Here is a 20,586-nt window from a genome sequence, read left to right as displayed (position 1 = left end):
GGCGTTTCCGGGCGTGAAGTTCACGGGCGGAAGCGGTAGTTCGGTGCGGGGCAGGTCGGGACCGGCGTCAGCCCTGGCCGGGGATGCGGCCCGGGGGCAGTGACAGCACGCCGCGGTGGCGCCCGCTGAAGCCGTTCACCTCACCGACCCCGCCGACGACCGGCTGCGCGGGGGCGAGGTAGCCCGAGGCGACCCAGCCCTGACCGCCGGAGGCCTGGGCCGCGCCCGCGTACTGGCCGTTGCCGGCCGGTTGGCCGGTGGTGGTGGGCCGAGCGGCGCCGGGGTGCCCGGCGGTGGCCGCCGCTGCCCCGAACTGCCCGGTCGCGGCGAGGAATTGGCCCGCGCTGAACTGGCCCGACGTCACCTGACCCGGCGTGAACGACCCGGTCGAGTGCTGTCCGGTCCCGTACTGCCCGCCGTTGCCGCCGCCCTGCTGGCTCGGCATGAACTGCGGCGTGCCCTGGGCGTGCCCCCCATAGGTGTCGAACACCTGGTGCTGCGGCGGGTACGCGGTCAACTCCGCACGGGTGCCGTACGGCTCGCCGCGCGAGGCGTACGAGTCCCCGGGCGGGAGAGCCTCACGGACGGGCTGGGAGTCCCGGCTGAAGTACCCCGCCCGGTGCGTGTCCCGTACCGCGAAGCCGGTGAAGCGCAGATCCTCCTCGCCGGTCCGGTCACCGGGAAGGGCCCGGAACAGTCGCCGGTACTCCGAGTACAGCGCGTCGTAGATGGGGGTCGGCGAGGAGGGGTGCTCCGCGTCGTACGACGGGCGCATGCCCGGGATGGAACGGGCGGCGGTGGCGGAGGGGCGGTGGGTGGCGACGTCGTAGCTGTACACACGAAGGCCAACGATCGAGGCGGCCGGGGGATGCGGGGCCGGGACGGGCCGTCCTGTGCCACTCCCGGCACTCGGCGGCGGGATCGCCAGGCTGTTCGCCGGTTCGTCCACGGGTTCGCCCGTCGGATTGCCCGTCGGATTGCCCGTCGTGCCGGTCCTTCGCCGGCTCGCCTCCAGCCCCTCGTGCCGGCCCGACTCGTCCGACCTCCGGTCGCGGCGAGGACGGAGCCGCAGCACGTCATGGTGGGACGGCTGCGTCACCGGGCCCGGACGGACGTTCTCCGGCCCCGGGCGGGGTGCCGGAGGGCCGGAGAACGGGGAGCGGCTCGGGAGTTCGGCGCGGCGGCCCGCTACGAGGGACGGGCCCGGCGTGCGCGGGAGGACCGTCAGGTCCCGGCCAGCGGCAGGATGGCACCGACCAGCAGGCCCTTGGCGGCGGCCCGGTCGAGCGCCTGGCGCAGCAGGTCCTCGCGGGGCTGGCGGCCGACGGTGCCGGCCGGAACCGCGTACATCGTCACCGTGGCCTGGGCGTTGGCGGCCTGCCGCCAGGCGTCGGTGACCTGGAGCGGCTGGTGCGCCTGCCACCAGGCGGAGCTGCCGCCGGTCGCCGAGGGCTGCAGGATCGCGTGCAGCTTGCCCATCGCCATCAGCACCGACCAGCCGGGCAGCGGTGAGTCCGGGGCCCTGTCGACGTCCATGACCTGCTGGAAGTGGTGGTCGGTCAGCAGCGAGAGGAACTCGTCCTCCCCGGAGGTGTTGCCGGGGCGGCCGACCGGCCCGGTCGGTTCGACCACCAGTGCGGCGTGCGGGGTGTCGCCGCACATCACCAGACCGCAGGTGATCCCGAGGACGGCGGGCTGCCCGGCGGCCGGCGGCGCGGGCCGCTCGGCCTCGGGCGCCGTCTCCGCAGCGGCTCCGACGCCACCCCCGGCACCACCCCCGCTCCCGGGCGCGCCGACGGTCGGAGCGCTGCCCTGGGCCTGGTTGATGCTCTCCACGGCACCGCGCAGCTGAGCCTCGGAGACCGGTACCACCTGCGAGGGAATGCAGCGGGCGTGGGCGAAGGCGAGTACCGCCGTCTCGTCACCGACGAACAACACGGTACTGGTGGCCTCCTGGGAGGAGTCGCCGGGGGCGCGGCACGAAGTGCAGTCGTAGGTTTCGGGTGCATGTGCACCGGCGAGCAGGCGGTCTGCCTCGTCGTCGCCGATCTCGGCTCGGACCTCGTCGCTGACAGCGAGCATGCGCGGCAAGGGGGACTCCTCGGGTCGTCAGGTAATGGCGGCCGGGCGCGTCCGACCGCCATTACCAACGGGCCGCCCGGCCAGGGGTCACGGGTGAACGCACGCGCGACGGGAATTGCCGCTAATCCGACTGCGAGCTGTGAACACCTGAACGCAATGTGTCGACGCCGTACCCGAGCGCACCGGGTTCCGCCGTTGTCGGGGCGTCGGCGGCCGGACTGCCGGGAGTCCCGGCCGGTAGGTGATATGTGGACTCCAAGGGCCTTCAATTCCAGCGCAGTTCACCCATGGCGACCTTGGTGCCGAGTTCCACCGCGAGCTTCAACCCGGCCTGCGGGTAGTGCCGTTCCAGCGCCTCCTGCGCGGCTGCCGCGCTCTCGGCCTGGCCGACCTCGGTCTCGAACGTCCGCAGGTACTCCCGGGTGTAGTGGATCGCCGACACGTCGGCGGGTGCGCCCGCCCTGCGGTGTCCGGCGGCCACGAAGGACGGATCGAGCGCCTCCATGCCGTCCAACAGGTCGATCCAGGCGCCGCGTTGGGCCTGCGTCGGGGTGTCGGCGGTCCACACGTGCAGCCCCTGGAACAGCAGCACGCCGCCGAGGACCGCCCGCTGCCGGTGCTCCCACAGGTAGTGCCGGTCCGGGAGGTGGAAGTCCGTGCCGCGCAGTTCCAGCCGGTGGCCCTCGAACTCGATGGCGTCACCGGCCAGCGGCTCGGGCAGGACCACCCGCGTCGGGAGTTCGGGGCCGAGCCGCGCCCAGGTCTCCAGTTTCGACTGGTGCGTCTCCTTGATGTGCGCCACGATCGCCGGGGCGGCGAGGAACCTGGCCTTGGGGAAGGCGTGGTGGATCGCCTCGGAGCCGAAGTAGAAGTCGGGGTCGCCGTGGCTGATGAAGACCGTGGTCAGCTTCTTGCCGCAGACCCTGACCTCCTCCGCCAGACGCTGGCCGTCGGAGCGGGTGAAGCCCGCATCGACCAGGAGTGCTTCGTGCCGGCCGGTGACCAGCACGGCCGACTTGCCGAGGGAGGACTCGGGAAGGTCGATGATCTTGAAATCCAGGGTCTTCATGCTGGCTCCTCGGCATTGGCTGCCCGGCACCGGCTTCTCGGCGCCGGTGCCTCGGCCGGACCTCGGTCGGGTTCCTCGGTCGGGTTCCTCGGTCGGGCTCCCGATCGGGGCTCGTCGGTCGGCATCCCGATCGGGGCTCTCCGGTCGGGGTACTCCCAGCTCAGCCCTGGACCCGGCACGCTGCACCCGCAACCGGTCAGGCGTGCGCCGAACGGCTGACCCCCCCGGGCCCGCCGCCGCCCGGCCGACGCGGGCCGGACCGCTGGGAGGATGGGTGCATGGACGGTGAGACGTTCCCCCTCTTCCCCGCGGAGCCGCTGTTCCCGCCGGAGCCGCTGTTCCCGCCGGAGCCGCGCGAGCGCTCCGAGCCGGCGCCGGGCGCCGTCCACGTCCCCGACTGGCTCTCCCTCCCCGAGCAGCGCGGACTGGTCGAGGCCTGCCGCGCCTGGGCCCGCCCGCCGGCCGGGCTGCGCACCGTCCGGATGCCCCGCGGTGGCGAGATGTCGGTACGGATGTTCAGCCTCGGCTGGCACTGGTACCCGTACGGCTACGCCCGCACCGTGGTGGATGGCGACGGCGCGCCGGTCAAGCCGTTCCCGCCCGAACTGGGCGCGCTCGCGGTCCGCGCACTCGCCGAGGCTTACGGCCCGCGGCTGCCCGAGATCGCCGGGGCGGTCGGCTACCGGCCCGACATCGGGGTGGTGAACCACTACCCGCACGGCGCGAAGATGGGCCTGCACCGCGACCGCGAGGAACGCATCGACGCCCCGGTGGTCTCCCTCTCGCTCGGCGACAGCTGCATGTTCCGGCTGGGCAACACCGAGACCCGCACCCGCCCCTGGACCGACCTGGAACTGCGCAGCGGCGACCTGCTGGTCTTCGGCGGCCCCTCCAGGTTCGCGTACCACGGGGTGCTGCGGACCCTGCCGGGCACCGCCGACCCGGCACTCGGGCTGGTCGGGCGGCTGAACATCACCGTTCGGCAGTCGGGCCTGACGTGAGCGGGGGCGTACGTCGGGGGAGGTCGGTACGGCGGGCCGGGGGCCGTGGGCGGTCCGTACGGCGGGCCGGGGGAGTTCGTCCGTACGGCGAGCTGGGGCCGGCCCGTACGGCGGACCGGTGACCGGGGTACCCGCAGGCCGCAGGCCGCAGGGCGCACGGGGGGCTGCCGCCGACCTCCATCCGACGCGTGCCCGACGCGCACCCCCGGGCGGCGGGAATTACGGCGGGCCGAGCAGACTTCTGGGTAGACGGGGCGGTCGTCGGGTGAACCGTGCCCCACGAGCCCGTCGAGAGAGGAAGTGTGGCCATGGAGACACCCGTCGATCACCTTGTCGACCTGCTCGACCTGGAACAGATCGAGCACAACATATTCCGTGGCCGGAGTCCCGAGGAGGCGCTGCAGCGCACCTTCGGCGGCCAGGTCGCGGGGCAGGCCATGGTCGCGGCGGGTCGCACGGTGGAGGGCGGCAGGCCGGTGCACTCGCTGCACGCCTACTTCCTGAGGCCCGGCGTTCCCGGCGTGCCCATCGTCTACCAGGTCGACCGGATCAGGGACGGCCGCTCCTTCACCACCCGGCGGGTACTGGGCATCCAGCAGGGCCGCAGCATCTTCGCCCTCACCGCAGACTTCCACCAGCCCGAGCAGGGCGGCATCGAACACCAGGCCCAGATGCCCGACGTGGCCGACCCCGAGGACCTGCCCAGCGCGCTGGAGGAGGTCGGCGCCAAGCTCGGCGAACTGCCGCCCTTCATCAGCCGCCGCCAGCCCTTCGACATCCGCTACGTGGACCGTCTGCGCTGGAGCAAGGACGAGCTGGCCGACGTCGAACCGCGCAGCGGCGTCTGGCTGCGCACCCACGGCGCCCTCCCCGACGACCCGCTGATCCACGTCTGCGCCCTCACCTACGCCAGCGACATGACCTTGCTGGACGCCGTCCGTGCCCCCGTCGAACCGCTGTGGGGCGAGCGGAACTTCGACATGGCCTCCCTCGACCACGCGATGTGGTTCCACCGCCCGTTCCGCGCCGACGACTGGCTGCTGTACCAGCAGGAGTCGCCGATCGCCCACGGTGCCCGCGGCCTGGCGCGCGGTCAGATCTTCGACCGGAAGGGCCGGCTGGTCGTCTCGGTCGTACAGGAGGGGCTCTTCCGGCCCCTCACCGGCCGCGGCTGACCCGCGGCCCCGAATCACCCGATCCGACGAACGGCTGAACCATCTGACTGTCGCATCGACCGAACCCTCGCATTGACTTGGACCGTCGCCTCGACCCGGACCGCAACATCGAGCCGGATCGTCGCACGCCGACCAGGACCTTCGTGTGCGGATCGTCGTGCCACGACCCGGACCGTCGTACGCCGACCGTCGTACGCCGACCGTGGTGCACCGATCGTGGTGCACCGCCCGCGAGGCACCGATCGGAAAGGTCGTACCGAGCCGCACCGAGTCGCACCGAGTCGAAACCGTCGCCTCGAGTCGAACCCTCGTACCGAGCTACCCGGGAGGCACGCACCGTGACCGCCACCGCCACCGAGGAATGGAAGCACTGGACCGAGGCCCGCACCGCCTCGGTGACCGCACCGCACGGCCAGCTCGCCCTCACCGGCACCCACTGGCTGGACTCCGAACCCATCGAGATCTCCGGGCTGCCCGGGCTCTGGTGGGCCTCCGAAGGCCTGGTACGGCTGCGCGCCAAGGCCGACGACGACATCCGGATCAAGGGTGCCCAGGCGCCGGTGGACGGCGAGGCCGCGCTGCGTCCGGACACCGCGCGCAGCCCAGACCTGGCCGAGCTGGGGGAGCGGTTGCTGGCCCCGATCGAGCGCGAGGGCGAGCTGGCCCTGCGGGTCTTCGATCCGGACTCGGCACGGCGCACCGCCTTCGCCGGGATCGCCGTGTATCCCTACGCCCCGGAGTGGGCCGTAACGGCCGTCTTCACTCCGTTCGAGGCGGAGAAGTCGGTCAGCGTGCCCAACGCCGACGGGCGGGAGCGCCCCCTGGAGGTCACCGGGCAGATCTCCTTCACCCTGGCCGGCGAGCCGCACACGCTCACCGTCAGCCGCGCGGGTAGGTGGCTCAGCGGCGTGATCAGTGATGCCACCAGCGGCAGCGAGACGTACCGCTTCCGCTTCATCACCCTGCCCGAACCCGACGAGAGCGGGCACACCGTGCTCGACCTCAATCGGGCCCACCTGCCGCCATGCGCCTTCTCCGACCACTACATCTGCCCGTTCCCGCCGCCCGGCAACCGGCTGACGATCGCGGTGGAGGCCGGGGAGAAGCAGGTGCTGAGCCGGTGACCGCCGACGCGGCGGGCGGGGGCGGTGGCGACGAGGGCGGGGTGTGGCCGAGCATGAGTTCCCGTGTCGACTAATCCGCCTCCGCCCTCGTCTCCGCGCTCGTTCGCGCCCCCGTCCGCATCTCCGTCCTCGTCTCTGTCCCCATCACCCTCGACTTCGGCCTCCGCCCACGACTCCGCCCACGACTCCGATTCCCGCTCCGGCTCCGAGGCGTCCGTCCGGGACGTCGGTCCGGCCGCAGGCCGCTCCGGCGGGCGGCTCCGGCGGCTGACCAGGGGAGCGTTCGCCGACCTCACCCCGCTGCGGGAGATACCGGACTACCGCCGGGTCTGGTTCGGCCAGTCCGTCTCCTCGATCGGGCAGCAGATGACCGCCGTCGCGGTCTCCGTCCAGGTCTACCAACTGACCGGCTCCAGCTTCGCCACCGGCCTGGTGGGTCTCTTCGCACTGGTGCCGCTGGTCGCCTTCGGTCTCTACGGCGGTGCGATCGCGGACACGGTGGACCGGCGACTGCTGGGACTGGTCGGCTCGGGCGGTCTCGCCCTGGTCTCGGCGGTCCTGGCGGCGCAGGCGATGCTCGGCTCGCACGCGGTCGCGGTGCTGTACGCGGCGGTGGCCGTGCAGGCGGCCTTCTTCGCCCTCAGCTCGCCCGCCCGGTCCTCGATGATCCCCCGTCTGGTGTCGAGTCGTCAGCTGCCCGCCGCCAACGCCCTGAACACCATCAGCATGAACCTGGGCTCGACGGTGGGCCCGATGCTCGGCGGCGTCCTGATCGGCGCGTACGGGGTCCGGGCCGCCTACCTGGTGGACACCCTCGCCTTCGGTGCCACGCTTTACGCGATGTGGCGGCTGCCCGCGATGCGGCCCGGCGGCGACGGCGAGCGCAGGCGGCGCGCCTCGGTGCTGGACGGCCTGCGCTTCCTCCGTGAGCAGCCCAACCTGCGCACCAGCTTCCTCGCCGACCTCGCCGCCATGATCTTCGGCCTCCCGCGCTCCCTCTTCCCCGCCATCGCGGTCGGCTTCTACGGCGGCGGCCCCGGTACCGTCGGCCTGCTGGTCGCGGCCCCCGCCGTGGGAGCACTGCTCGGGGCCGCGTTCTCCGGCTGGGTCGGCCGGGTCCGGCGGCACGGCGTCGCCATCCTGGCCGCCGTCGCGGCCTGGGGGCTGTCCATCGCCGCCTTCGGCCTGGTCCACAACCTCTGGCTGGGCCTGACCCTGCTCGCCGCGGCCGGCTGTGCCGACACCATCAGCATGATCTTCCGGAACACGATGATGCAGGTGGCCGCCCCCGACGAGATGCGCGGCCGCCTCCAGGGCATCTTCATCGTGGTGGTCGCCGGCGGCCCACGCCTCGGAGACTTCGAGTCCGGCACCGTCGCGTCCCTCACCTCCCCAGCGGTCTCCGTGATCACCGGCGGCCTCGCCTGCCTCGCCGCCGTCCTCTTCCTGGCGGCCCGCCGTCCCGCCTTCCTCCGCTACGACGCCCACCACCCGACACCCTGACCTGCGCCGCCCACCGACCCCCAGCACGCCAGTAACGACACCTGGCAGCGAGCACCCCCCGTTGTGCTGTATTGTTTTCCACGTCGCCGGGACACCGGGGACGAGGTCAAGAAGCCGAAGACCGGAAGCCGCAGGGCAGTCGGCCGGAGGCGTCAGGACCACGGGACGTGGCGCAGCTTGGTAGCGCACTTGACTGGGGGTCAAGGGGTCGCAGGTTCAAATCCTGTCGTCCCGACTGGAGTTCGCTCCATTGTCGCAGGTCAGAGGCCGTTTTCTCCTTCGTGAGGAAGCGGCCTTCGGCATGCCTTGGGGCCTGCCTCTCACATTCGTCTCACGGTTTTCACGGTTCGGAGGCGGTACCGCGGACCGCTCAGCGCCGCAAGCCGGTGACTGTATGCGCCGTTTCTCCTGTATGTCGGATTTTGCGATCACTGTAATGGGTTAAATGATCGCTCGCCGTGATCGGGGATTCTGCCTAGAGGGTTCGCACTTGACGTATCCGCCATCGATCAAGTGCGCGCCGGTAGGTCCGGCAGCTCCCCAAGCGTCGGGCGAGTTGGGTGACGATGAGGCGGCTGCGGCTGCCTTCGTCGAGGGAGTGCGCGACGCAGGAGGGGCAGCGCTCCTGGCGCGACGTCAGGTACCTACTTCCCCAAGAGAGCACTCCTCGGCGCGCAACCGGAACCCTGCGGGGTGGGCCAGCGACTGCCCGGAGGCCGGCACGGAAAGTGATTCAGAACCAGCTTTCGCCCGCCGTCGATACCAACCCCACCGCTGGCAAGGTTCAAGCAGCGCTGTGAGGCGCGGTGGCGGGGCCTCTGCCATCGAGGGGCAAGGCATCATTCCCGACTGGTAGTCAGTCCACCGTTCTGAGTAAGCCATCGTGGTCCTGGACGGTCAATGGGTTGGACGATGTTCGGCAATCAGCGAAGCTGGAGGGCCCATGCCTGCCACAATGGGTGCTTGATGCGGGGAGCGTCAGGGACGGGTGGAGGAGCTGCGCGTGGCAGGACAGATGATCGACGATCGTTTCCTGCTGCTAAGCCAGGCGCCCCGTCTAGGTGGCCTGTCTGAGGTCCGCAAGGCCGTGGACGTCCATAGCCCCGAGGGCGACCCAGTGGCCATCAAGCTGTTGCGCCAGCGCGAGAGCGGCGAAGCAATCAGCATCTTCCTGGAGCGGGAGACCGGGGCACTCAAGGAGCTACATCACCCGAACATTGTCCGGATGCTCGACGCTGGGTGGAACGAAGACTTGGGGCGCTACTACATCGCCCTGGAGTGGATCGATCACAGCCTCAAGGACGACATGGCTGATGGGCGGCCGATGGCGTGGACTGGGTTCTTCGACCGCATCGGCGCCCCGCTCGCGGAAGCCCTGGCTCACGCGCATGTGCAAGAGATTGAGCACCGCGATCTCAAGCCCGCCAACGTGCTGATCACTGAGGACGGCATTGTCAAGCTCGCTGACTTTGGCATCGCCAAGATCCGCTCGAAGATCAGCATGACTGATGAGACTGTCGCTGACTACCGTTCCAGCCTCTACACACCCCCTGAGCAGTCCGATGCGATCCCGTACGTCCGCGACGTGTTCAGCTACGGCGTTCTCGCTATCCAAGCCATGTCCGGTAGCCGGGCGACGGACTACCACGACCTGACCGAAGTCCTGGACAGCCTCGAACTCGATACCGAAATCCACGCGATCCTGCGTAGCTGTGTTGACTTCGACCCCAAGCAGCGCCCGGCGAATGCCGCCGTCCTCGAGCAGCGGCTGTTGGCGACCCAGCAGGCTTTGCGTGATCGACATGCGCGCCGCAGCAACTACCTGTGGCTGAAGCTCACGCGAACGGCTGCTGAGGGCATTCTGGGCGTGCCCAAGGGCGGGGACGTGGACTGGGTAAAGGCGCAGTCCGCGGTCCTAGCCGATCTCGGTGGCACAGTGCACGCGGACTATGGATATAACGCTCAGACCAAAGAGGTCGACGACTCCTCGATCCGACTGGCGGGCCGCTCCCTATTCCTGCGTCTGAAGCCCGACGAGCGGGATCGCGACCGCAACGTCCTCGTGCAGGCTGCGGCCAAGGGTGAGGAATGGCTAGCGAAATGGCGCACGCGGGCCCTGCCCGTGGGCCCGGTACTGACCTTCTCCTTCGACGACCCTGGCCCGGACGCGGCCAACGACGGTCGGCAGGAACTGCTCGGGCGACTAGACGCGCACATTGCCGAGCGCGCACAGGCAGAAGAGGCTCGCGAGGCCCAGAACCTGGGGGATTTGTTCCAGGGCTGGTCCCGGCTCTTGGAAGCACGTGAGGAGGTCGCTGCCGGCGGCCGCCAACCGGTGTCCTACAGCCGCGTCACCACTAAGGGCGCGCGCACCCTGGCATTCCATCTGACCCAGCCCAGCACCGACTCCCTTCTGGGAGAGGAGTGGTCGGTCGCCGACTACGCGCAGGGCCGACCCGTTGAACGCGGCGAGGTCACCGCACAGACCGACGAATCCGTGACACTCCGTTTCCGGCGCGAGAATATCCGTGTTCCAGAACGCGGCGTGCTGATCCCGTATCTGGGTCCCTCGCAGACCGCCCTGAACCGCCAGCGCGACGCGCTCGCGAACCTGGCCTCCGGCCGGACCGCGAACCGACTGCTGCGCTCCCTGATCGAGGACCCGGCCCGGATTGAAGCTGGCCAGCCCGCCGAGATCACTGACTGGTTTCGTTCAGACCTCGACTCCAGCAAGCGCGAGGTAGTACGCCACGCCTTGGGTTCGCAGGACCTGCTGATCGTCGAGGGCCCGCCGGGGACCGGGAAGACCACCGTCATCGCCGAGATTGTCGAGCAGACCCTCAAGCGGTCGCCCAAGGCGAGGATCCTGATCGTCAGCCAAACTCACATCGCCATCGACAATGCACTGCGGCGTATCCAGGATGCGGGAGTCGAAGATGTAGTGCGCCTGGGGCGCCCCGACGACTCGCGAGTCGCGGATAATGTCCAGCACTTGCTCCTGGACCGGCAGGTGAAGCGCTGGTCCCGGCAGGTACGCGCGAAGGCGGAGCGCCATCTAAAGGCTGTGGCCGACCAGAGCGGGCAGGAGCCGCGGCACCTGATGGCGGCGCTGTTGCTCGAGGAGCTCGCTGCGGTTGCCGGCCATCTCAGCCACGTTGAGCAGCATCTGCGGGACCTGCACGACCAGCCTCCCTCGGAACGCACAACCTCCACACGGGAGCTGGGCGAGCAGTTGGTGACGGCACGGGCCCAACGTGATGACCTGATCGAGCAGCGGCATGAGCTTTTTACTCAGGTGCAGCAGGTACTTGAAGGCGACCTCACCCTGAAAGAGGAACTCACCAAGGCTGACGCCCACGATGCGGTGGAGGTACTTCTTGGCACCGGTGGCCCTGGTCGGGACCTGATGGAACTACTGAAGCTGCAGGGCGAGTGGCTGCAACGCATTGAGACCGACCAGAACCTGGTTGCCTCGTTCCTGCGCACCCGCAAGGTTGTCGGCGGCACTGCCCTGGGATTCCTGGGCCACCCTGCAGCCCGGGACCTTGAGTTCGATCTGTGTATCTTCGACGAAGCGTCCAAGGCCACGGCCACCGAGGCTCTGGTCCCGCTGGTCCGCTCACGCCGGTGGATCCTGGTCGGCGACACCCGCCAGCTGCCGCCATTGGACGAGGATCTGTTGCGTGAGCCGCGGATCATGAATGACTACCAACTTGTGCCCGAGCTGGTTACCACCACCTTGTTCCAGTACCTGGTCAACCACACCGCCACACCAGTCCGGCACATGCTGCGCGAGCAATACCGCATGACACCGGCGATTGGCAACATGATCTCCCACTGCTTCTACAGGGATGACCTGCGATCGCCCAACCCCCAGGTACTGGAGGGGTATGAGCAGGTCAGCAAACCGGTCCTTTGGCTGGATACCTCCAAGCTGGGTAACGTAAGGCGGGAATCCGACCGATCTGCGGCCCAGACCAGTATCTCTAATCGCACCGAGGCGCAGCTGGCAATGCGGCGGCTGGAGTTCATCGACAAGGCCATCGAGCACCGCGTGATCAAACCGATGGGATCCCGCAAGCTGGAGGTCTTGGTCATCGCCCCCTACGGGCAGCAGGTCGAGGAGCTTACCCGGCGCCTGGCCTCGACCCGTCTGACACACCTGGCACCCGAGGTGCTGTCCGTCGACGCCGTCCAAGGCCGTGAGTGCGATCTGGCGATCTTCTCAGTCACCCGCAGCAATGACCGCGGGGACTTTGGCTTCCTTGGTGAGCCCTACTGGCGGCGCATCAACGTCGCGCTCTCCCGTGCCCGCTTTGGCCTGGTCGTCATCGGCGACGTGTCCTTCTGCCGCAGCAAGCCTGGGGCGCTGCGCAAGGTCTTGGACTACATGAGCGGCCACCCTCAGGAGTGCGAGGTCAGCGATGCCCACCTTTAGCCCCGACAGTCTCCTCGCGGTCCGCTTCCACAACGCCCGCCCGGGCCTCGAGCTGATCGCCATCATCGACGCAGGCCTGCCTGTAGCCAAGATCACAGCCGATGTCGAGGCCCAGGACCGCAAAGAGCTTCCGTTGCTGGACGAGTTTGTCCTGCGCTTGGTCGACAGCAAGGTCACCACCCAACAGGGGATCAGTGGCTTCCTTGGACTGCCCGAAGCCATGGTCACCCAGTCCATCGCCGAGCACTTTTTCAATGACTACCTCGCGTACGGCCGGCTCCGCGTCGACAGTCCCGCCGACCGCCGGCCACTGCGGCTGACTACCCGCGGCGCCGCGGTTGCAGAGGACCATGCGGCTATCAAGCCCGTCCGCGTCACGCTGCCATTCATTTGGGACCGGCTGCTGTGGAAGGTGCGCCCCTACGACCCGCATGTGCTTCTCTCCGTCCACCAGGCCGAGGAGGAGGGCCTGTTGCTACTGCCGGCTTCTCAGCAGGAAGCCGTGCAGACTGGCGACCTCTCGGCAGCCGAGATCAACGCCCTGCTCGGGGCCCGGGTCGATAATCGGCGCGAGGTCCTTGCCGTCAAGCGCGTTGCACAGAACCCCGCCCGCCGGGCGATGCCCGCGAAGGTCCTCGTCTACGCAGACCCGGACCGCACCGATATCCAGCTCGGGGTGGTCGTGGACGGAGAACTCTCCCCCGTCCACGAGCTCGCCCTGCTCAACCATGGTGGCGCCAAGGCACTGCGGATCCAGGTCGAACCTCCACAACAGCGCCCTGCCCTCGACGCGGAACTGGAACGCAACCGTGTGCCCCTGACCGAGGTCACCAGGTCCCGGGCCGAAGCTGCCGCCGTTCAGCTGAGCAGCAAACCGCGCCCGGCTGCACCCCCCGTGCCTGAGGCCGTTGACGATGAAGTCCGCGCAATTAGCGTCTTCGAGCATCCGGACCTCCTCGACGAGGCCCTCACCCAGGCAACCCGACGCATCCTGCTCATCTCGCCGTGGATCAAGCGCGCCATCGTCACTACCGACTTCATCAGCAAGCTCGAAGGGCGCCTGCGGCGCGGTGTGACAGTCCATATTGCTCACGGATACGCGCACGACGATGCGAAGTCCGACATCGACGCCGTCCGTAAGCTGGAGAATCTGGCCGGGCGCTACCCTGCTAAGTTCGCCTTCACCCGGCTCAAGAGCACCCACGCGAAGATCCTCATCTTCGACGATGTCTGGGTTGCCACCAGCTTCAACTGGCTCTCCTTCCGAGGCTCCCGAGACCGGACTTATCGCATGGAGGAGGGGACTCTTGTGCGCGGTAAACAAGCAGTGGACACCCAGTACAGCCGCTACCTGGAGCAGATCGACCAGGAACGAGAGCAGTAGAGCGACCTGACAGCGATACCGCAGCACCCCACGACCTCCGAACCGGAGACCTTACCTGGGTGCCGCCCGGAGCGCTGTTCTCGTCGACTGCGCCTGACGATGCCATCTTTACCAACTGCCCTGGTGTACCGTGCATGTCCGCAGTTGGGCAGACGGTGCAGGCTTCGCATTGCCATGCGGAGCCCAGAAGGCAGGGCCCGATATCCTCGGGGCTTCCAGGGAGACTCTGGAGACCCCGGATGAAGGAGATCCGACTGTGAAGCCGCTGGAGGACACCGATCCGCGTCAGTTGGGCGGTTGGCGCATCGTCGCCCGGATCGGCGAGGGCGGCATGGGCATCGTGTACCTCGGTGTGTATCTGGACGACGATCCTCCGATCGGGCTGTTGGAGTCGATGACGCCGCCGGTGGACCCGTTCTTCGAAGCTCAGATCGGCCGGCTGCACCCGCCGCTCCTTACCCCCTGGAATCTGGTCCGGCGTGGTCCGGTTGCCATCAAGCAGCGGACCAGGCGTCGGTGCCAGGCCAGCAGCGTGCTGGGGGTGACGAGCCGGTTCCGGCGCAGGGCGGAGGGGAGCTGCCGGGCGAGCGCGGAGAGCACGGCGCGGTCCACCCAGGACATCCGCGGTCTCTCCACCTGGCGGCGGAGTATGGCCACCTCGTGCCGTAAGGCGAGGATCTCGGCGTTGTTCACGGCGGAGGAGCGGCCCAACAGGACCAGCCAGCCCAGTACACGGCAGAAGATCAAGTAGAGCAGTCGCAGACCCACGACCAGCGATCATGCCCGGGACCTGGCCGCTTAGAAAGCCGCTGCTCAGCTGCTGTGTGGACGTAAAGACACCCTTCAGGTGTCCCAGCCGTGGACGGAGAACGCGGTGATGACGGCCGGTGCCCTCGCATTGGCTGCGGCCGATCTGCACAGCAGAGCCGGCCGCGTGAAGATCCGCGTGGTGGAACAGGTAGATCATCCGTACGAGCAGTTGACCGATCATGCCGCACTGCTGGCCTCGGCCACATTGTCCGAGGCCAGCAGCGGTGAAGCAGGTCTGGAACTCTACTGGCCTGCCTGCGCGGTGGACCGCGCCGTTTCCTCAGTCCCGACTCTCGCTCCGGACGAGTACGCAGCGGAACGGCACACTTCGCCCTGCCCACTCCTTCGAGATGTCTGCGAGGATCTCCGCGAACATGTCCCTGATGTCCGTCGACTCGTCCTGGAGGACGGAGTCGGCGGAGTCGATCACCAGGAGATATCCCGGGCTGTCCAGCCAGTCCAGGTCCGCCAGGCACTCGTCGAGGGCATTCCAGTTCCCGCCGAAGTAGTCCGGGAACTGAAGCGCGCGGGCGAACTCGGTGAACAGGTCCTCCTGGCGTGACATCCGGGAGCCGTCTAGGTGGAAGACACCCAGCCCGTTCGAGCGGGCCTCCTCGGTCACTGCCAGGGAGCACTCGCGGTCCACGGACATGGGTGCAGCGTAGCTAGTGTTGTCTGTGGAGAAGAAGCCGTCCACGTCACCTCATCCTGGTGAACGAGTAGTAGTGGTCACTGGTATACCAGGCTGATCCGTCGCTGCCGGTGACGATCCGCTCGGCGTTCCGCCTGCCCGGACGGGGCGGGGTCGGGTCGACATCCCATTCCTGATATGTGACGGGATTGCCGTGTGCGTCATGGGTGGGGAGAACGGGGCCGCCACCGGGAGGCGGACCCACGACGCCGGGTGGCGGGGTCGGTACGTGGCTCGGGTGCGCGGGGTTCGCAGGGTGGGACGCCGGAGGGGGACCGGGTGGGCGGTTGCCGAAGCGGCGGCCACCCGAGTAGCCGGCCTGCGGATGGGTCGGATGGGTCGCCGGGAGCGGGTTCGACCCGAGAGCGGTGAGAGTGTTGTTGGCCTTGCCCGGGACCGTGGTGCAGGTCCAGAGTCCGAGCGGATCGGACCATTCCAACGGATTGGTGACGTAGGCGTGATGGTTCGGGGCGGGTTCGAGTCCGAGTGGGTCGGGGCTCAGGTACCGGGCCGTGGACGGGTCGTAGTAGCGGTAGAAGTTGTAGTGCAGTCCGGTCTCGGAGTCGTGGTACTGCCCGGGAAAGCGGAGCGGGCAGTAGTCGGTACCACCGGCCGCGGGTGCAGCGGGACTGCCCCACAACGAGGTCCGGCCGACGCGGACGATCTGTCCGTGTTCGTCGACCAACTCGGTTGGCGTGCCGATCAGATCGCCGATGATGGCGTGGAACCGTTGGTCGGCGGCTTTCTGGTCGGCAAGTTGATCGATGCGCGTACTCAGCTGGGCTACGGGGCGATGCGAGTGCGGCTCGAACTCCCAGCTGACGGTGCGGATCGCAGTCGAGTCCGCGCCCGTCCAGGTCTCCTCCGCGAGCCTGCTGCCGTCCCAGGTGAAGCTCGTCTGCTCGATGATCGAGCCATCGGGTGCGAGGCGCTGCTTGGCCAGGCGTCGGCCGAGAGGGTCGTACAGGTAGCACCAGCGGATGTTGTCGAAGGTGACGATCGAGGTCAGTTGGTCGGCAGCGTTCCAGCTGTAGGTCTGGGTCGCCGTGCCGCCCGAAAGTAGCTTCCGGGTCTCGCGGATGAGACGGCCCTGGCCGTCGTACTCGTAGCTGGTGCGGCCGGCACGGTGCAGCAGGGTGCCGGAATGCTCGCGACTGCCTACGACCGCGCCGTCGGCGGGCCTACCGTCCGTCGGCCACTCGGCATGCGTCAGGTTGCCGTTGTGGTCGTAGGCGTAGGTCTCGGTCCAGTTCTGGCCGGTGAGGGACGTGACGCGGCCCGTCCGGTCCAATGCGACCGTCCGGGGGCCATCAAGGTCGTCGGTGACGGCTGTGAGGAAGCCGTCCGCGCGATGGTCGAACATCCGGCTGAGCAGCGGCTCGAGGTCGCCCTGGGCGCTCGATAGGTTCAGCCGGGTGAGCCGGCTACCGGTGTCCCAGCGACGCGTCAGGAGGACCGCTCCGAGGTCCCGTCGGGTCTCCCGCCCTGCGGCGTCGTGCTCGAACCTGATGGTGCGGTCCGCTACGGTCAGCGAGAGCGGTTGGCCGAGCAGGTCGTACGTCCAGGAGCTCAGGGTCCCGTTGGGGGTGCGGCGAGCAATGCGACGGCCAAGAGCGTCGTAGGAGTGGTTGAGAGTACGCGAGTTGCTTGTCTCTGCGAGCAACCGCCCGGTGCGGTCGTAGCTGAAGGCGATCTCCGCATTCGGGTTCCGGGCGCTGACCATGCGCCCGGCGGGGTCGTACTCGTAGGTGGTCAGCTCCTGCCCGGCTTCCTGCCGTACGACGCGACCGTGGCTGTCACGGACGTACCGCATGGTCTGCCCAGCGCCGTTGGTCTGAGCTATCAGTCGGCCTACCGCGTCGCGGACGTAGGTCAGTCTGCGGTCGTTGAAGTCAACTTCCGCCAGGAGGTTCCCGGCCGGGTCGTACTGGTAACTCCAGCGCAGCCCAGCAGGATTGACCACTTCAGTCAGGCGTAGATTGGCATCGTAGCCGAACGTGTACCTGGTGCCGTCAGGGTGAGTGCGGGCTGCGACGCGGTCGAAGGCGGTGTACTCGTAGGTGGAGCTGGCACCAGTGTGATCGATGTGCTCGAGCAGGTTGCCCTCGGCGTCATACCGCCAGCGTTCGCCGGCACCGTCCGGGGCGATCTGCCAGGCCGGTCGGCCTTCCACGGTCCAACCACACCTGGTGACGCCGCCGAGCCGGTCGGTGAGTGCGATCGGACGGCCGAAACCGTCTCGGACGCAGGAAACGGACGTGCCGAGCGGATAGCCGACCGCGAGCGGCAGCCCCGCGGCGTCCGTGGTGATGCTCGTGACCTGGCCCAGCGCATCCGTGACCGTCAGCGGGTGTCCGAGCTCGTCGTAGGTGTACCGGATGGCGGCCCCGGACGGGTCGGTCAGCTCGAGCAGGTTGCCCTGCTGGTCATAGGCGTACTGCCAGACCGCTCCGCCAGCCTCGGTGCGCTGAACGACCTGACCGAACTCGTTGTGGACGGCCGTAGTGACGGTGCCGTCCGGCATGGTGACGGCGGAGAGATTGCCGTCGACGTCATAAGCGTAGGAAACCGTCTGCCCCAGTGCATCGGTGCGCGAGAGCAGTCGGTCGTAGCGATCCCAATCGAAGGTCGTGGTGGCGCCGAGCGGATCGGTCTCCGCGATGGTCTGACCAGCTTCGTTGAACTGGTAGGCCGTCACTGCGCCAAGGCCGTCCCGGACGGTCGTGGTCAGCCTCTCCGTGTCGTAGGAGAACACGGCGTCGACGAATCCACCGTCACCGCGGGTCTGGACGCAGCGTCCCGAACGGTCGTACAGGTAGCGGTAGCGGAAGCCGTTTCGATCGGTCCACGTAGTGATCCGCGAGGACTCGTCGTAGGTGAACCGCATCGCGTCACCGGACGAGTTGACTACCTCGGAGAGGTTTCCGTTCCCGTCGTAGCCGAACTCCGCCAGGACGACGGTCGGTGGCTCCGACGTCTCATCGACGGTGGCTGAGGAGAGCCCGGTCCCGTAGCTGGGTCCCTCACCGACCAGACGGAGGGCGGTTACTCGCTGACCGCTGGTGTCGACCAGGATCCGGTATCCACCGCTGTGGCGGACCTCTACCGGGACGCCGAGCCTCGACCGGTGAATGTCGATCCGTCGGCCGTTGCGGTCACTGATGGCCGCCAGGTACAGCTTCGACGCGTTGGCAGGAGCATCCGATGCATCCGGTGTGTCCGCTGAATGCTCGAAGCGCCAGGTCGTGCCATCTGACGGGTTGGTGACCCGGATTCCCGGCCCGGCCGCCGGATCCCAGAGCAGCGGCCAGCGCGGGCCCTCAATGGGCATGGTCTCGATTCCCGGTTCCGGGACAGGGTAAGCCAGCAGTACGCCGTCCTCGGCGGCGAACACCACACCCTCGCTGTCCAGCTCGAGACGCTGGTCGAGCGTCGAGGCCCAGGACCGGCCGAACCACCCGCCGACCCGGTACGAGGATATGTGTGTCCGTGAGAGGACCAGTGGAAGTGAACTATCGAGACTCACGTCGCGCTGCTGCAGAACCATCTCGCCCGATGCGACGTCCACCGGGTCACTGGCGCAGGTGCGCTTGTTCACGGGCATCCTGGTCTTGCCCGGATCCTGGGCGCCATCCCGCAGCCGCGGAGAGCGGGGCTTGGGTGCGCCCTTCCCACGGGAGCGCGGAGCACTGTGTCCGCCCGCTCCGCCACCACCGGCGCTCGCGCGAGGATGTGGGAGGTCCTTCTTGCCGCCTTGCGTGATCTTCTTCAGCTCACCCGCATGCTTGGCGTCCACCTCACGGGTGTTCTTGGCGACCTTCTTCAGATTGTCCCCGGCCTGCTTGTACAGGCCCTTGACCGCCTTGCCCGCATCCTCCGCCAGCGTCTTACCGAGCTTCTGTGCCCCGTGCTCAAGGGCCTTGACTATCTGGTTGCTCATTCGAAGCTCACCCCCGCAAGCTTGGACTGGAATGCCTGTGCATGGCCGGCAACAGTCTCGGCGTGATCGTGCATGGTCTGCGCGTGGGCCTCCAGCGCCGCTGGATCTATTCGGAATCCGGAGCCTGACGCGCCGCCGCCGGAGACGCCAAGGGCGGACTCGGCGGCTTGGAACACCAGACCGGACAACGCCCGGCCAACGACCTCAACAAGCGGATCGACCGCAGCCTCGATCACCTGGCCGATGATGTACTGCTCCAGCTGCTGCTCCAGGTAGTTGACGAGCTTCTTCGCCGCCTCCTCGATCAACAGCACCGCGGCCTCCGCCGCACCGAAGGTGGCCACCGCAGCCGCCTGGTCCGCCACGAACGCCGCAGCCATCACCGCCAGCTCGCCGATCGCCTCCACCTTCATGCCGACGATCACATCCGCAGCCACGTCCAGTGCCGTCGCCACCGCATGACAGGCCTGCACCAGCTCATCCATGTGACTGCCGGACAGCTGCGCCCACTTGGCCAGCAGCGCCTCGTACGATGCACCCTGGTACGCCTCACCCAGCCGCTGGATCGTCGCCGTTGAATCCCGGTGCGCCGCATCGATGTTGTCCGCGAACTCCCGCACATGCGAGGCGAATTCACGAACCCTGTCCTCGTTCACCGTCGGCCAGTTGATCCCGATGAACGACAGGAACGACACCACCTCGCCAGGCAACTCGATCGCCATGTGCTTCCTCCCCCGACAAACGGCTGCGCACTCGACCTTAACCCAGGACGCCACGAGCACGAACGCAAGTTCCACTGGCGCACGCTCGGGCGTGAGCTCGACGCCGTGGGCTGTCCGAAATCCGTGATGCGACGGGACCGGCCAAGGTTCGGCCCCAGTCGTCGGTCGGCGTTCGCCGAACCCACGCGTCGGGCAAGGGGGGGGCCGCGTTCGGCGCTCTGGGGCGTCCAGCGGCGTTCGAAGGCAGGCGAACTGCGCAGATCTTACGACTATGGCGGCGGAGCCGGTCCGAGCCGCTGTACGTCTCTCAAAATCCTTGTATGGAACCTCTATGTACGAGGAGGTATTTGAGGTGCCTTGAGAGTTGAGGCTTCTGACGGATTGACATGCGGCTGGGGGTCAAGGGGTCGCAGGTTCAAATCCTGTCGTCCCGACCGGCGTTTTCGCAGGTCGGAGGCCGTTTTCGCAGTGATGCGGAGGCGGCCTTTTTGTCGTTCCGTCAGGCTGTGGTCGCATTGTGGTCGCAGGTCTCTCTGGAGCAGCGCGGGCAGTGGTCTAACTAGCCGTTGCTCTATCGATCCTGGTGATCGTGAGTTCGAGTCTGCCAACTCGGTCGGGTGATCTTCTGGTCGGCAGGGCATGAAAGT

13 protein-coding genes and 1 tRNA gene are annotated in these 20,586 nt (G+C 68.3%); 8 read left to right on the top strand and 6 right to left on the bottom strand.

Annotated features, from left to right (window positions below; translation table 11 throughout):
- Positions 1-67: 67 nt before the first annotated feature.
- The 3 genes from ACZ5ON_RS31450 to ACZ5ON_RS31440 all read right to left on the bottom strand — a co-directional run bounded on the left by ACZ5ON_RS31450 (position 68) and on the right by ACZ5ON_RS31440 (position 3,151).
- Entirely contained in the window at positions 68-838 is a 771-nt protein-coding gene (locus ACZ5ON_RS31450; RefSeq protein WP_465599812.1) for a hypothetical protein, read from the bottom strand.
- A gap of 386 nt (positions 839-1,224) precedes the next feature.
- On the bottom strand, positions 1,225-2,082 hold the full coding sequence (locus ACZ5ON_RS31445; protein WP_465599865.1) for a hypothetical protein: 858 nt from the start codon (positions 2,080-2,082) through the stop codon (positions 1,225-1,227).
- 265 nt (positions 2,083-2,347) lie between these two features.
- Positions 2,348-3,151, bottom strand: coding sequence for an MBL fold metallo-hydrolase (locus ACZ5ON_RS31440; protein WP_465599810.1), 804 nt, complete (start codon positions 3,149-3,151; stop codon positions 2,348-2,350).
- Between the two features lie 278 nt (positions 3,152-3,429).
- Here ACZ5ON_RS31440 and ACZ5ON_RS31435 point away from each other — a divergent pair, with 278 nt between their 5' ends.
- The 8 genes from ACZ5ON_RS31435 (at position 3,430) to ACZ5ON_RS31400 (ending at position 14,527) form a co-directional block, all read left to right on the top strand.
- Positions 3,430-4,152 (top strand): alpha-ketoglutarate-dependent dioxygenase AlkB family protein, encoded by a 723-nt coding sequence (locus ACZ5ON_RS31435; protein WP_465599808.1) that lies wholly within the window; start codon positions 3,430-3,432, stop codon positions 4,150-4,152.
- 308 nt (positions 4,153-4,460) lie between these two features.
- The gene (locus ACZ5ON_RS31430; RefSeq protein ID WP_465599806.1) at positions 4,461-5,327 is read left to right on the top strand and encodes an acyl-CoA thioesterase; all 867 of its coding nucleotides are present in this window, start codon (positions 4,461-4,463) and stop codon (positions 5,325-5,327) included.
- A gap of 338 nt (positions 5,328-5,665) precedes the next feature.
- Positions 5,666-6,451: a DUF1684 domain-containing protein gene (locus tag ACZ5ON_RS31425; RefSeq protein WP_465599804.1), complete on the top strand. Its 786-nt coding sequence runs from the start codon at positions 5,666-5,668 to the stop codon at positions 6,449-6,451.
- A gap of 267 nt (positions 6,452-6,718) precedes the next feature.
- Complete coding sequence (locus tag ACZ5ON_RS31420) at positions 6,719-7,954, top strand: MFS transporter (RefSeq protein ID WP_465599863.1); 1,236 nt, start codon at positions 6,719-6,721, stop codon at positions 7,952-7,954.
- A gap of 161 nt (positions 7,955-8,115) precedes the next feature.
- Positions 8,116-8,189: transfer RNA gene (locus tag ACZ5ON_RS31415), tRNA-Pro, on the top strand.
- A gap of 768 nt (positions 8,190-8,957) precedes the next feature.
- Positions 8,958-12,392: an AAA domain-containing protein gene (locus ACZ5ON_RS31410; protein WP_465599802.1), complete on the top strand. Its 3,435-nt coding sequence runs from the start codon at positions 8,958-8,960 to the stop codon at positions 12,390-12,392.
- Positions 12,379-13,776: a phospholipase D-like domain-containing protein gene (locus ACZ5ON_RS31405; protein ID WP_465599800.1), complete on the top strand. Its 1,398-nt coding sequence runs from the start codon at positions 12,379-12,381 to the stop codon at positions 13,774-13,776. Before ACZ5ON_RS31410 ends, ACZ5ON_RS31405 begins: the two co-directional genes overlap by 14 nt.
- Positions 13,777-14,032: 256 nt before the next feature.
- On the top strand, positions 14,033-14,527 hold the full coding sequence (locus ACZ5ON_RS31400; protein ID WP_465599798.1) for a hypothetical protein: 495 nt from the start codon (positions 14,033-14,035) through the stop codon (positions 14,525-14,527).
- A 339-nt stretch (positions 14,528-14,866) separates the two neighbouring features.
- Here the strand turns inward: ACZ5ON_RS31400 and ACZ5ON_RS31395 are convergent, their stop codons facing one another.
- From ACZ5ON_RS31395 to ACZ5ON_RS31385, 3 genes are read right to left on the bottom strand one after another with little or no spacing between them, the layout of a single operon-like run.
- The gene (locus ACZ5ON_RS31395) at positions 14,867-15,238 is read right to left on the bottom strand and encodes a barstar family protein (RefSeq protein ID WP_465599796.1); all 372 of its coding nucleotides are present in this window, start codon (positions 15,236-15,238) and stop codon (positions 14,867-14,869) included.
- Between the two features lie 46 nt (positions 15,239-15,284).
- Positions 15,285-19,217: an RHS repeat-associated core domain-containing protein gene (locus ACZ5ON_RS31390; protein WP_465599794.1), complete on the bottom strand. Its 3,933-nt coding sequence runs from the start codon at positions 19,215-19,217 to the stop codon at positions 15,285-15,287.
- The gene (locus ACZ5ON_RS31385; protein ID WP_465599792.1) at positions 19,214-19,939 is read right to left on the bottom strand and encodes a WXG100 family type VII secretion target; all 726 of its coding nucleotides are present in this window, start codon (positions 19,937-19,939) and stop codon (positions 19,214-19,216) included. Before ACZ5ON_RS31385 ends, ACZ5ON_RS31390 begins: the two co-directional genes overlap by 4 nt.
- Between the last annotated feature and the right edge of the window lie 647 nt (positions 19,940-20,586).

The sequence above is a fragment of the Kitasatospora sp. NPDC032150 genome, from assembly GCF_055579945.1.
The sequence above is the reverse complement of the archived record's forward strand: the minus strand, read 5'-3'. Positions and strand labels throughout refer to the sequence as shown.

Excerpts from the sequence above, each read along its gene's own strand:
- ACZ5ON_RS31445 (WP_465599865.1), bottom strand. The coding sequence starts at position 2,082 with ATGCTCGCTGTCAGCGACGAGGTCCGAGCCGAGATCGGCGACGACGAG.
- ACZ5ON_RS31440 (WP_465599810.1), bottom strand. The coding sequence starts at position 3,151 with ATGAAGACCCTGGATTTCAAGATCATCGACCTTCCCGAGTCCTCCCTC.
- ACZ5ON_RS31435 (WP_465599808.1), top strand. The coding sequence starts at position 3,430 with ATGGACGGTGAGACGTTCCCCCTCTTCCCCGCGGAGCCGCTGTTCCCG.
- ACZ5ON_RS31430 (WP_465599806.1), top strand. The coding sequence starts at position 4,461 with ATGGAGACACCCGTCGATCACCTTGTCGACCTGCTCGACCTGGAACAG.
- ACZ5ON_RS31405 (WP_465599800.1), top strand. The coding sequence starts at position 12,379 with ATGCCCACCTTTAGCCCCGACAGTCTCCTCGCGGTCCGCTTCCACAAC.
- ACZ5ON_RS31395 (WP_465599796.1), bottom strand. The coding sequence starts at position 15,238 with ATGTCCGTGGACCGCGAGTGCTCCCTGGCAGTGACCGAGGAGGCCCGC.
- ACZ5ON_RS31390 (WP_465599794.1), bottom strand. The coding sequence starts at position 19,217 with ATGAGCAACCAGATAGTCAAGGCCCTTGAGCACGGGGCACAGAAGCTC.
- ACZ5ON_RS31385 (WP_465599792.1), bottom strand. The coding sequence starts at position 19,939 with ATGGCGATCGAGTTGCCTGGCGAGGTGGTGTCGTTCCTGTCGTTCATC.